The 13,595-nt window shown below is 43.7% G+C and carries 7 protein-coding genes; 3 read left to right on the top strand and 4 right to left on the bottom strand.

Annotation, left to right across the window (positions count from 1 at the left end; translation table 11 throughout):
• Positions 1-16: 16 nt before the first annotated feature.
• Genes HMPREF9446_RS17645 through HMPREF9446_RS17635 form a run of 3 tightly spaced genes read left to right on the top strand, consistent with a single transcriptional unit; the run spans position 17 to position 3,362 of the window.
• A complete protein-coding gene (locus tag HMPREF9446_RS17645) occupies positions 17-1,288 on the top strand; it encodes a replication-associated recombination protein A (RefSeq protein ID WP_009127109.1) in 1,272 nt (423 codons plus the stop codon).
• 11 nt (positions 1,289-1,299) lie between these two features.
• The gene (locus HMPREF9446_RS17640) at positions 1,300-2,259 is read left to right on the top strand and encodes a D-2-hydroxyacid dehydrogenase (protein ID WP_009127108.1); all 960 of its coding nucleotides are present in this window, start codon (positions 1,300-1,302) and stop codon (positions 2,257-2,259) included.
• Between the two features lie 17 nt (positions 2,260-2,276).
• Positions 2,277-3,362 carry an endonuclease/exonuclease/phosphatase family protein gene (locus HMPREF9446_RS17635; RefSeq protein ID WP_009127107.1) on the top strand — a complete coding sequence of 362 codons (1,086 nt, stop codon included), beginning with the start codon at positions 2,277-2,279 and terminating at the stop codon, positions 3,360-3,362.
• A gap of 144 nt (positions 3,363-3,506) precedes the next feature.
• Here the strand turns inward: HMPREF9446_RS17635 and HMPREF9446_RS17630 are convergent, their stop codons facing one another.
• The 4 genes from HMPREF9446_RS17630 to HMPREF9446_RS17615 form a co-directional block, all read right to left on the bottom strand.
• Positions 3,507-6,797, bottom strand: a complete 3,291-nt coding sequence (locus HMPREF9446_RS17630) for a TonB-dependent receptor (RefSeq protein ID WP_009127106.1) — start codon at positions 6,795-6,797, stop codon at positions 3,507-3,509.
• An 899-nt stretch (positions 6,798-7,696) separates the two neighbouring features.
• Positions 7,697-8,668, bottom strand: coding sequence for a DNA/RNA non-specific endonuclease (locus HMPREF9446_RS17625; RefSeq protein WP_009127105.1), 972 nt, complete (start codon positions 8,666-8,668; stop codon positions 7,697-7,699).
• 76 nt (positions 8,669-8,744) lie between these two features.
• Positions 8,745-10,691 carry a choice-of-anchor J domain-containing protein gene (locus HMPREF9446_RS17620; RefSeq protein WP_009127104.1) on the bottom strand — a complete coding sequence of 649 codons (1,947 nt, stop codon included), beginning with the start codon at positions 10,689-10,691 and terminating at the stop codon, positions 8,745-8,747.
• Between the two features lie 21 nt (positions 10,692-10,712).
• Positions 10,713-13,445 (bottom strand): TonB-dependent receptor, encoded by a 2,733-nt coding sequence (locus HMPREF9446_RS17615; RefSeq protein ID WP_009127103.1) that lies wholly within the window; start codon positions 13,443-13,445, stop codon positions 10,713-10,715.
• Between the last annotated feature and the right edge of the window lie 150 nt (positions 13,446-13,595).

Raw genomic sequence — 13,595 nt, 5'->3', positions numbered from 1 at the left:
ATAACCCCAAAGCACCATGCCTCCATTAGCAGAACGGCTTCGGCCAAAGACATTAGACGATTATATCGGTCAGAAACACTTGGTGGGACCGGGGGCAGTACTGCGCAAAATGATTGATGCAGGACGTATCTCATCGTTTATCCTGTGGGGACCTCCGGGAGTGGGAAAGACAACACTGGCACAAATCATCGCCAACAAGCTGGACACTCCTTTCTATACCCTCAGTGCCGTGACCAGCGGTGTGAAAGATGTGCGCGACGTGATAGAACGTGCCAAAAGCAACCGCTTCTTCTCACAGTCAAGCCCCATTCTCTTCATCGATGAAATTCATCGTTTCAGCAAATCGCAGCAAGACTCACTGCTGGGAGCAGTGGAACAAGGCACAGTGACACTGATAGGTGCCACCACGGAAAATCCTTCGTTTGAAGTAATACGTCCGTTGCTGTCGCGCTGTCAACTCTACGTATTGAAATCACTGGAAAAGGACGACTTGCAAGAATTACTCCAACGTGCCATTACTACCGACATCGTGTTGAAAGAACGAAAAATAGAACTGGAGGAAACTACCGCCATGCTCCGTTATAGCGGTGGAGATGCCCGGAAACTACTGAACATACTTGAACTCGTCGTGGAGTCGGAAATCAGCGACCCCGTTGTCATCACCGACGAGATGGTGACTGAGCGCCTGCAGCAAAACCCTCTTGCCTACGACAAAGACGGCGAGATGCACTACGATATCATCTCCGCTTTCATCAAATCCATCCGCGGAAGTGACCCGGACGGTGCCATCTATTGGCTGGCACGTATGGTAGAGGGCGGTGAAGATCCTGCTTTCATAGCCCGCCGGCTTGTCATCTCCGCTTCGGAAGATATCGGCCTGGCCAATCCCAATGCCTTGCTACTCGCCAATGCCTGTTTCGACACCATTATGAAGGTGGGATGGCCCGAAGGACGCATCCCGCTGGCAGAAGCTACCATCTACCTTGCCACAAGTCCCAAGAGCAATTCGGCCTACATGGCCATCAACCATGCCTTGGAACTGGTACGTGAAACCGGTAACCTGCCCGTTCCCCTGCACCTGCGTAACGCACCTACAAAGTTGATGAAACAGTTAGGCTACGGGGAAAAATACAAATATGCCCATGACTATCCGGGGAACTTTGTCAAACAGCAGTTCCTGCCCGATGAATTGAAGAACCACCGCCTCTGGGAACCTCAAGCCAATGCTGCCGAGCAGAAGCATAAAGAGAGGATGCAGCAGCTGTGGGGAAAAGATAAATTTAAATAATTATATGCATTATGAAAATAGTAGTATTAGACGGTTATGCCGCCAACCCCGGAGACCTCTGCTGGGATGAACTGGAAATGTTGGGTGAATGCGCCATCTATGATCGCACGGCTCCCGAAGAAGTATTGGAACGTGCCGCAGGAGCAGAAATCCTGCTGACCAACAAGACAGTCTTGACAGCCGGACACATGGCTGCACTGCCTGAACTGAAATATATCGGTGTACTTGCCACCGGATACAACATCGTTGACGTGGCTGCCGCCAAAGAACATGACATCATCGTCACCAACATCCCGGCATACAGTACCGACTCTGTAGCTCAAATGGTCTTTGCACACATCCTCAACATAGCCCAGCAGGTACAGCACCACTCGGAGGAGGTTCATAAAGGACGTTGGACACGCAGCAAAGATTTCTGTTTCTGGGATACTCCCCTCATCGAACTGCGTGGAAAAAAGCTCGGTATCGTCGGACTGGGACATACGGGATACACCACTGCCCGTATTGCCATCGGCTTTGGAATGCAGGTGTGCGCCTACACCTCGAAAACCAATTTCCAGCTTCCTCCCGAAATACGCAAGATGGAATTGGATGAACTTTTCCGTGAATGCGACATCATCAGCCTGCATTGTCCCCTTACCGATTCTACCCGCGAACTGGTGAATGCGGAACGTCTTAAAATGATGAAGCCTACCGCCATCCTAATCAATACCGGCCGTGGCCCGCTCATCAACGAGCAAGACCTTGCCGATGCCTTGAACAACAACATCATCTATGCAGCCGGACTGGACGTGCTCTCCCAAGAACCTCCCCATGCCGACAACCCGTTGCTCACCGCCAAGAATTGTTACATCACCCCTCACATCGCTTGGGCAAGTACCGCCGCACGTGAACGCCTCATGCAGATCATGCTGGAGAATATCAAGGCATACCAAGCAGGAAAGCCGATAAATTCCGTGATTAAACAATAACAGCAAAAGATTGAATCATGGGAAAAGCGGCCATCAAAGGTCTCTTCTATAGCTGTCTGATAGCTGCCACATTCATTCTGGCAGCTATCACGGCAATAGCCGGATTTTCCGGAAACGTGTCGCCTACCGACTCTGTCATCATGCCTCTATTGGGTCTGGCGGTACCTGCATTGTTGGTCTGCAACCTGATAGCCTCCCTATGTTGGGGAATGGCCCGCAAATGGTGGGCGCTGATTCCGTTGGCTGCCTTTTTCTGTAACTGGAACTACCTGACCTCTGTCATCCAGTTCCATTCCCCTAAAGAGAAAACTCCCTCAGCCCGACATCTGAAAATAGCCACCTACAACGTACACAATTTCGGCGATGAAATTACAGGCTATTCCTGCAAGGAAATGGCCCGGTATATGCAACAGGAACACGTCGATATACTTTGCCTCCAAGAATTCGGGAACAACCGGTACTTCACGGCAGACAGCATACGCAAAGCCCTCTCACATTGGCCCCATGTACTGACCCTCCAAGAAGACTCCCTCCGCAAAGTGCTTCCCATCGCGGTGTTCAGCCGTTATCCGCTGATACACGAACGGTTCATCACCTACCCTCAAAGCGCCAATTGCAGCATGTTGTGCGATATAGTGGCAGGAACGGATACCGTCCGTTTGCTCAACAGTCACCTGCAAACCACGAGTGTCAGCCAAAAGCGTGGCAAATGGCAACGCGAAATGGCCTCTGACGATGCACGCCGTGAAATCCGGGCAGCCAAAGATGCTGCGGAGACCCTGCATGGAAATTTTGTGAAACGCACCCTGCAAACCTACACCGTCGGCTACTTCGCCAAGAACAGCCCCTACCCGGTAATCGTCTGCGGTGACTTCAACTCCCTGCCTTCCTCCTATACCTACCAGTACTTCAGCGGCTTCCTCAAGGACGGTTTCAGAACTGCCGGCAACGGCTATATGTACACCTACCGCTATGGCAAGAAGATGCTGCGTATCGACTATATCTTCCACTCCAACGAACTGGAAGGAATGAGTTACTACTCTCCCACGCAGGAATTTTGCAGTGACCACAACCCGGTGATAATGGAAATGAAAATCCGATAAACAGGAAACAGGCCTGAAGGACAACCTCCGGACAAACTAAAACAAAGGGCTGTCTCCAAACAGGGATAATTGTTTTCCTGTTTCAAGACAGCCCTTGCCGTTATATGCCCCTCCGTCCATACGAAGAGACACCTACCTCATACTTTAGTTGAAAATATAGCGGATACCCACCTGCAACTTCCAACACTCATCATAATTCTTGTTGAAAGAGAATGTTTCAGCAGGAGCATTTCCCGCCTTGTCACGATAGAGCGAATAAACAGGACGGTTGTTGGCATCCTTGCTCTCGTACTTCAAGATACGTCCGTTATTACTGTTTGACATATTCTTGGTAACTCCCCATTTGGAGTTGAACAAGTTTCCGATATTCATAAAATCAAGGCTGATCTGCAGTTTATTGGTTGTCTTTCCTACCTTTACAGCAAAGTCCTGAGCAATACGGAAGTCGAAACGATGTACCCACGGAGCCCGTGCTGCATAAGCTTCGGCATATTCACCTTTATGGTTCTTCAGATAAGAATCCTGATTTACGAAAGCCCAGAAGTCAGCACGGTCAGCCTCATTTGCAAACTGAATTTCACTGTCATCCTTCGGAATATACATCAGGTCATTGTTGATACCGTCACCGTTCATATCATTGGTGTACAGGAAAGAATAACCGCTGGGAGAATAACCACTGTAGAACAAGCTATAATGGGTTTCAAAACCCGGCTTGCAATGTGAGGCAGTATAATTGACAGAAGCGATCACACGGTCAGGTACCACATACTGCGAACGTTGCACAGTGGCAAAGTTAGGTCCATCAATCGTATATTGTCCCTGCCAGGTAGAATTGGCATTGTTGCCCGGAAGACCGGTAACTTCCTTAGACTCGGTATGCGTATAAGCCATCATCACATTCATGTTCTTAATAGGCTCGGCGTTTACGGTAACATTGGCCGTATAGCCATATCCCCGGGATGTATTCGTCAGTACGCAAGCACTGGTCACTTTATCATAATACTTGTATGAAGAAGGATAAATCAAACGGTTATCCGCACCTGAGAAACGCTCCCAACCTTCAGACGGCTTGATGTTGTAGTTAACCATATTCACACCATTGATGTTTTTGGTGTACATGAACTCACCTGTCACACTCAGCGGGAAAGAAACCGGCAATACATAATCCACGGCAATAGAGCTCTTCCATACCTGCGGCATCTTGAAGTCCGGATCCACACCGGCCATCTGGCTCGGAGCCACGCCTTCCTCCGGAGAAATCGTAGTGGGCAAGCCCAATACCTCTATCATCTTATTTACATCCGTAATCATGCCGCCCTTCAGCAGGTCCAAACGAGGGTCACGGCTCTTGATCGTACCGTCGTCATTATACTTTGTATTGATAGTGGCCAGATTCTGAACCATGCCGGAGTTGGTAGGCATATTCGTAAAGAATACCAACGGCAAACGTCCGGCAAACAAACCCGTACCGCCACGTACTTTCAAAGCCTTGTTGCCCAATACATCCCAAACAAATCCCAAACGCGGAGAAACTTGAATCTTGGCTCCCGGCCATTTGCCTGTATCGATACGCTTACCGTCAAAGTTGTAGTCGTAAATAGCATTGTTACGCATCAAGTCATCATCATTGAACACGAGGTCATCGAAACGGATACCGGCTGTCAGTTTGAAATTATTGGTAATGTTCCAATCATCCTGCACATACAAGCCAAACTGGTTGAAAGCCACCTCCGCATTCGGAGTTGTATTGCCGTTGTAACCATAAGTCAGAGCAAACGCTTCGGGAGCAGCACCATTCAAGAAATCGTCCAAACTGCGATAACGGTAATATCCCGTACCATTACGCATATAAGCGTTATTGGCCATCTGGTGTTCAAAGCTAAATCCGGCAGTCAGCTTGTGGTCACCGGCATAGTAAGTAAAGTTATCCGTAAGTGTATAAATCTTGTTATTTACGGCATTGTTGTAAGTAAACAGTTCATATCCCAAAGACATGTACGGCTGCAACGTCTGGACACCTGTAGAGGCATCATATCCCCCCATGATGTCAATGAACGGGAACGGGGAAGAATCCGTTCCGCGAACATCCTGGATATTGGTATAGGTAAACAACAGCTGGTTAGACATATTATTGGAGAAACGGCTGTTCAAATCAGCGGAAACAGAACTCACCTTATTGTCCATTGAATAGCATGAATTGGCAAACGCCATGGAATATTGAGAGAAACGGTTCATGCCATTCAGACGATAGCCGGTATCACTTGAGTTACCGTTGGTCTGGTTCCACGCAGTGTTCTTGGTATAATTATAACGTACAGCCAACTTATGATATTGATTGATGTTCCAGTCTATACGTCCCAACAGTTTCAAGTTGGTTTCATCAGCAGGGAAGCTGGTATAAGAACCTGTATCATAACCATATTTCTGTTTTACAAACTCTGAGACTTTCTGCATGTCCGAAAGTCTGGTGGCTGAAATATAATTATCCGGATTGGCTATGCCATCCTCAGAAGCCCTCCAGTTTACAATCGTAGAAGGAATTTTCTGATACTCTACATTACCGAAAAAGAACAGTTTGTTCTTGACAATAGGACCGCCAAAAGTAGCACCATAGATATGTTTGTCATTCTCTTCGGGCACATTCAAGCTCTGACCGTCCACACGGCTTCCGCGCATGTTGTCATTATAGTGATAAGTATAGGCAGTCCCCTGGAAAGTATTGGTACCCGATTTAGTCACAGCATTAATACCACCGCCGATGAAGTTCGTCTGACGGACATCGAACGGGGCAATCACTACCTGTACTTCTTCAATGGCATCCATGGAGATAGGATTTCCACCGCCGGGTAGCGCTGACGAAAGACCGAAGTTATTGTTGAAGTTGGCACCGTCAATGGTGAAGTTCGTGGAACGGCCGTCACCACCTGCCATGTTCATGCCCGACGCATACGGAGAAAGGCGTGCGATGTCCGAAATACTACGGTTGATGGTAGGCAACTGCTTCATTTGTGAAGAAGAAATATTGGTAGAAGCCCCCGTCTTCTCTGCAGCAAACTTCGTCTTGGCAGCCGTTACAACTACCTCTGTCAATATCTCCGAAGATTCGTCCATTTCAACATTCTGGTTGTAAACTTCACCCAACTGGAGAGTGATGTCCTTGAGAACAATAGTCTGATAGCCTATATAAGAAATAGTAACCGTATAAGGTCCCCCGGTGCGCATCCCCTGAATAGAATAGCGTCCGTCAACATTAGTCACCGTACCATACTGCGATCCCGAAGGCACGTGTACAGCCTGGATTGTAGCCCCGATAATGGGTTCATTACTTGCATCAGTCACTCTACCACCCATTGAAGCAGTAGTAACCTGCGCGTTAACACCCACAGCCGCCAGTAGCAGTACAAGCGTGAGCATAAGTCTTACTCTTTTTAACATAATACCTTTTAATTAGTTCTTTAAAATGTTATATTTTTCAAAAACACAGGCAAAGGTACGTAATTTTATACAATATTATGTTACAGCGTAGTTACATTTTTTAAGATTATGCCCGGTTCTTCATTTAAAGACAACTAAAATAGGAAATAAGCCTTATTTTATACCCAACACCACTATCTGGACCAACTGTCGCATGTATAACTTGAACTCAGCGCTACAGAAAAAGTTTTCGGTTCATTTTGCCTACACTCCGTCACTTTTGTCTTGCAGCTCCCTGTTCATCGGCATTTGCGGAGTGTAGGCAACCGTGTAGGCAAGTGACGGCAAATGGTTTGCCAGCACGCTTATTTATTCCTGTTTTGTTACAAATACCTGTATTAACTTTATAATAATCAGCTTTTTATCTATTCGTTTATTTTGCGTTTTTCATTGTATGGAAATAACTTTTATTAACGTCGATTTTAAGCCAATTCGGCACTTTACCATTCAAGAATCTCTTGTCTGATGACTGATTCTTGCATCCGGTGCTGTGCGTGCTCCTTGATGGGTGTGTAGTGCATCCGGATTCATCCTTTAGGAAACAGGTGTCTTTTCTTTGCAGGGCTTATACTTAATGCGGAAAGGTATCATGTAGAATGCTTGCAGGCCTTATGTAACACTTCGTCCCACGTACGTGTGCCCGCCGGTTCAGGTACGTGGGCTCGCCGGTTTACATGCCTGAACCGGCGGGCACACGTACGTGGGACGAAGTATTGAATGAGCTGTAAGCATAAAAGGCATAAGGCAGATAAGGGATTTATGATTAATCTTTGGTAAACCACCTACATCAAAAAAGCAAACCACGCACCTCGAAGAGAATGAAGTGCGTGGTTGTAAAAGTCAAAAAGAGATGGCGGTTCTTACCAGTTCCAATCCCCTTGGGTATAGCTACTCTCTACCATATCCTCCACCACATCTGGAAGATTACAGAAGAAGTCAAGCCCGGTCTTCTGCTCCAAATTATCAATGCTCACGGCATATTGTTTCATTACATCCGATGGAGCAAAATTATCATACTCATAACCATAATCATCACGGTGCTCCATCCAAAACCCCATAGCTTGATACCTGTCCTCTTTTGCGGAGTCATTTTGTCCTTTGCAGGCAAGGATGGCCATGAAATAATAGCGTGGACAAGCTAAGCCATACTTCGTGCAGCCGTTAGCATCAGTCTTGGGAAAAGTTCCATCCGGTGCTTTCTTCGTACCTGTAAAATTGACGAGCAACTGATCCAATGTTCCACCTTTAACGACATAAAGTTTGTCATACTTACCGGAACGTGCCCACTTCTGCACTAATCCCTCAAACGAAGCCCAAAAACCTCCGTTGAAGCTGTTGAGTTGCGGACTCATATTGCTGTAATAAAAGGTTTGTTCATTGGCTTCTTTGGAATATACCCTGTCGTAAGAGGCAACAAGATGCCCCCTATCGAAACCGTCACTCTTATGCATACTTTCGGTAGTCTGCATTTCAGAAGGAAGCAAAGGATCAACACTCCACGCATCGGTACGCTTCACATTGTTGGCACTAGTTACTTTGTCAAAACTGAAAGCCACCCAGGCTGCATGTTTCTTGTCGGCATTCCATTCCAAAGCATAGTTAAGTATAACTTTATTGTCATACGTTACGGTATGCTCTACATAGTAATTGGAAGGATTGAGATGAGGAATAGAATAGTCAGTGACAAAATCTTGTCCTTCTTTTACCACATTTCCATTCTCATTTTTACTTTCTCCGGGAACCGGTATTTCCGACTCTTCCGAAGAAGTACAACTAATAAATATAAAACATAATAAGAATGAGTATCTTCCAATATTAATAAGTTTTTTCATCGCTAATTCTGTTTATTTAAAAAAAGAAAGTGTGCCATTCAAGGGACACACTTTCTCAACTCATACTATAAAAAGATTATTTCACTTCTTTTAAAGACTCAGCCACATACTCAAATTTACCCTTTTCTATTACTTTATACTGAATAGTCCAAGTAGTAGTGTTAGTTGTCACGCCATCAGCTGCATAAATACCAAAATTAATGGTATAAATCACATCAATGCCCTCTATTGGAGCCACCGAAGAATAGAGTGTCTCCAAAGCATGTATAAACGACTCGGGTAAACGTTTCCACATTAAGGCCTTCAACTCTTCATCGGAAACATCATTGTAAGTACCTTGCCCTTTCCATGCACTTAAACGGAAATCAAAATTATTCTGATAAGCCGAACCTCCGTAATAATAGTCATTATTGCCATATCCGGTCACATACTTAGGATAATTTTCTTTCACCCAATCAGTTATTGTCTGATAGAAAGTTGAAACCTCTTCATTGCCTTTTTCAACAGGTAAGGTAATCACCGTACTCGGATCAAAGTTCCATTTTCCATTACTCAAAACAAATTGATCTGTAACCACTTCTACAGCTGCCGAATGCCAATTACCAGACATATAACTGTAAGAACTACAATTTACAGATGTATTTTTACCATCATAATACTTATAAACCACAGTATATTTCGCATCTTCCTGTGCATATGGATAATTCGTTTTCAAATAAGCAGGCAAATAATCAGCAGGAAGCATCGATGAACTAAAGTTATCATACTTACCTCCCATAGCCTTGTAATCTGCCAAATTCAGAACGACTGCATCCGTAAATGCCTTCCAATCAGAACCGTCAAAGCGGAACAGGCCTGCCATAGCTTCATATTTATTATCAGCCTCGCCACTAGCTGCTGATTTCACAACCACATTATCAAGCTGTATAGTCGTTGTTGCACCAGAAGCACCATCACCGTTATAACGGAAAGCAATTCTTATTTTTTTTCCCGCCAAAGCAGAAAGATCATAGTCACATACATTATCCAAAACGCCATACGTTCCTGTAGGTACAGGTATGTTCACAGCAGATGTAATATCCACCCATGTAGCAGCTCCCACTGCTTCTTTGGTATCACTCTCCAAGTTTTCCGTATAAAGCAAAGTAAGGCGTCCTCCTTTCTCTACATAATTGCCGTAGCAAGCATCAAAAGTTAGATGCATACCTTGAGCGATATTCAATTCCGGAGTAATCATATAAGTTTCCAACTCACCATCATGCTTATAAGCACTTTGTTGCAAGTAATTGTTGCCATTATAAATACGTCCTTGCCATGAGTATGTTCCCTTAGTCGTTATATTAGCCCAACCATCAATGGCGGCAGAACTTACAGTAGCATCCCATAATCCTTCAAAAGTCTCATTGATAGCCGATGCACTTCCGATAGGCTCTTCAGTTGAATAGTTATAATCCACTAACACCATATCGCCTTCGGCGGCATCAGTATATGCAGCTTTAAGGAATCCCGGCACATGTTTTGATGCACTTTCTATAGGAGTAAAGAAATTAAAAGCAGCTCCCCAAGCCTGCTCATAATCCGCATTACTTACTTTATAGATAGAAGCTGCATTAATGGCCTTCTCCATATCAGTAGTAGCTGCCTTCTTGTTGTAAGTCACTTTTACAGAAGAGCCATTGTCTGCAGAATACCAAGTTTTACTCAAGAAAAGCGAAATAATATCAGAGGCACGGTCAGCCAAAGCATTTTCAGTCTTAGCAGCAGACAACCCAGCAGCCACTTCGTTCAAGTAGGCCTTCTCCTCTTCTTCATTATTAAACTCTTTACCCAAATAAGAGAGAACATCTTTAGCTTTATATCCGCCAATTTGAGTATAATCCGCCTCAGTCAACGTATAATCTTTCTTGAACACATAGGTAGGACGGTCAAACTTCTCACTCCCCTCAAAATCGTCTTCGATGTAGTCACAAGCACCTAGCAATAATACAGATGCCATTAACGGGAATATATATTTTCTTTTCATAATCTTCTTCAACGTTAAGAGTTAGAAATTGATTTTAAGTCTTACTGAATAAGTACGTCCCCAAGAATAAAGTACGGAAACATCTTCCCAGTTACCAGAATTCTGTGAATCTTTGGCATCTGTGATATACAACTGATTAAACAGGTTATCTACATTACCATAAAGCGTAGCGTTTATCTTACCAATGTTAAAACGATAACTTGCACTCAAATCAAATACATTTGAAGAGGGAATACGCCATGGATCTTTACGAGTAATTTCAGCGTTAGCGCTCAAATCATTGGAACTTAATGACCATTCTGCATAATTACGACCGAAATAGTTCCAATCCAGACTTACTCGGAAGCCTTTTGCAACCCTGGCATTAAGCCCCAAAGCAGCAGTAGTCTGTGCAGAATTACCAACTTTAGTTCCATCCAGCTTAATAGTAGCAGACGCATGATCCTCAGCTTGAATTCCAGAAGCATGAGTTATTTCACCTGAATTTGTCCAACTCTTTACTGGCTGACCTGCTGAATCATAAAAATAGCCTTTAGCAGTACAGTCCCAACGCCAATTACCAATAGACAACATACCACGTACATCCAGCCAGTTCAAAGGTTTAGCAACAAAATCCAATTCAATACCTTGATGGATAGCATCCAAACCTGACATATTGATGCTGACACGGTCAACAAACACACCATTATTCTTCAAGTCAATACCACGGCTCATCGTCTTGTTCATCCATTTTGTATGGTACAAGTTCAAATTGGCAGTCAAATATTTAGAACGGAAACCATATCCTAATTCTGCAGAGAAAATTTTCTCATTTACAGCATCAGGATTAGTAAGGTTGCTTGTAGTAGATTGAAGGAAAGCTCCACCGGAGAAGAACGGAGCACGGCTGATATAACCTACATTAGCAAACACATTATGATTTTCTGTCAGGTTATAATTCAATCCTCCTTTGGCAGTCCATCCGATAAAGTTAACAGTCTTAGATTTTGCATGTTCCGCATCATAATAGAAGCGGTCATAACGCCAATATCCTGTATTGGAAACAGAACCAGCAACAAAAGCGCTCAATTTATCACGGTTATATTCGGCCTGTCCAAACATGCCTTCTTGTAAAGTATATCCATCATAGTCACGATAAACGACGTCACCCACCTTTAATTTCTTATTTACAAAAGTTGGATCGGCAGCCGCTGCATTATTGGCAACGAGCACTCCTTGACGTGAAGACGAATCTATAAAGAACTCTCCTCCATATAAATCAGTAAGTTCATTAGTATGAACGCCTTTATAATAGCGGAAATCAACACCTCCGTATAAATCTACAAATTCACCAAGTTTGGTAGTATAGGTAGAGAGCAATCCATACCATTGATGTTTATTATATGATTTAGACATAGCCATTTTAGAACCATTTTCACTTTCTTTATTATAATCGTATATCTGGTCATAAGCAAATGTGCCATCATCATTACGGAAATAAGTGTTCAGCATACCATCTGAAGAAGTACCATACCATTTGTATCTATCTTCCGAAGACAAGCCTTGACCGCTATAGCCATAACCGTTACCAATAGAAGCATAAATAGAAGTACTAAGTGAAGATCTAGTATTAATCTGCCACAAGTGATTCAACGACAACTGAGGTTTATGATATGAGTTATAATCAGCCGTCTTGCGTTCTCCATTAATACCATGACCATATGTCGGATTATATCTGTAAGGGCTTTCACCATTCATATAACGCTGAGCCAAAGTCTGCCATTCTGATATTTTCATACCATTATTGTCACGCTTATTATGCCATTGAGGCGCACCAAAAGCTGTAAACGAAAGTTGGTGGTTGTCATTAATACGTTTTGCAATATTAACAAACCAGTTATACGCTTCATATTCAGTTCCTTGAATATACCCATCTGCCCAAGTTTTAGCCCCTAACAATGTCAAAGCCCAACCAGATTTGCTCATACCGGTAGATACGTTAAACAATATTTTGTTATACCCATCATTACCCATTGCGTAAGATATAGAGCCACCTTTCTTTGCCTCTACTGAATTTGTTACAATATTAATAGAACCTCCAACAGAAGGAGCCGATACTTTGGAAGCACCCAAACCACGTTGAGTTTGCATACTACGTGTCACATCAGACAAACCTGCCCAATTAGACCAGTACACACCACCCCACTCCATATCATTCATTGGGACTCCATTAATCATTACTGCAATATTTTCCGTTTCAAACCCACGCATATTAATACGAGAATCTCCAAAACCACCACCCTGTTTGGTAGCATAAATACCCGGAGTAGATTTTAACACTTCTGGAAATTCTTTCGTTCCTAATCTTTCCTCAATATATACCGGATCTACAGTTGACAACGCCACTGGGGTTTTACGGGCTACAGCTACTGAAGAAGTAACAACAACGTCATTCAACATTACAGCATCAAGCTCCATTTTAACCACTCCTAATTCTACAGAAGCACCCTTCTGTGTAATCTTCTTTTTGAGGTCTTTATACCCCACATACCTAAATAATAAAGTAGCATCCGAAGCAACGCTTTGCTTGAAATAGCCATCAATGTCGGTCACCGATCCTTGTGAAGTACCTTCCACCATGACGGCAGCACCCACTAACGGTTCACCTGTTTCTGAATCAACAAGCTGACCTCTCACTGTAGTCTGAGCATAAGTAGCGGCACTAAATACCGACAGCAATGCAACTAACAGGAAATGAATTAGATGTTTTCTCATAATTCTGTTTTTTGTTAATAGATAGTGTTAATTAAACATTAATTTATGTTTTAAGTCGCAAATATAATTAATTAAAACAATATTCATGTTACAATAATGCTACAAAATTTCAAGGTAATAAAGCTTTTTTGAAACATTTTTAAACAAAAA

It is taken from the genome of Bacteroides fluxus YIT 12057, assembly GCF_000195635.1.
Classification (GTDB): domain Bacteria; phylum Bacteroidota; class Bacteroidia; order Bacteroidales; family Bacteroidaceae; genus Bacteroides; species Bacteroides fluxus.
This window is presented reverse-complemented; position numbering and strand designations above follow the sequence as displayed.

Coding starts and splice junctions, on each gene's coding strand:
- HMPREF9446_RS17645 (WP_009127109.1), top strand. CDS start 17: ATGCCTCCATTAGCAGAACGGCTTCGGCCAAAGACATTAGACGATTAT.
- HMPREF9446_RS17635 (WP_009127107.1), top strand. CDS start 2,277: ATGGGAAAAGCGGCCATCAAAGGTCTCTTCTATAGCTGTCTGATAGCT.
- HMPREF9446_RS17615 (WP_009127103.1), bottom strand. CDS start 13,445: ATGAGAAAACATCTAATTCATTTCCTGTTAGTTGCATTGCTGTCGGTA.
- HMPREF9446_RS17620 (WP_009127104.1), bottom strand. CDS start 10,691: ATGAAAAGAAAATATATATTCCCGTTAATGGCATCTGTATTATTGCTA.
- HMPREF9446_RS17640 (WP_009127108.1), top strand. CDS start 1,300: ATGAAAATAGTAGTATTAGACGGTTATGCCGCCAACCCCGGAGACCTC.
- HMPREF9446_RS17625 (WP_009127105.1), bottom strand. CDS start 8,668: ATGAAAAAACTTATTAATATTGGAAGATACTCATTCTTATTATGTTTT.
- HMPREF9446_RS17630 (WP_009127106.1), bottom strand. CDS start 6,797: ATGTTAAAAAGAGTAAGACTTATGCTCACGCTTGTACTGCTACTGGCG.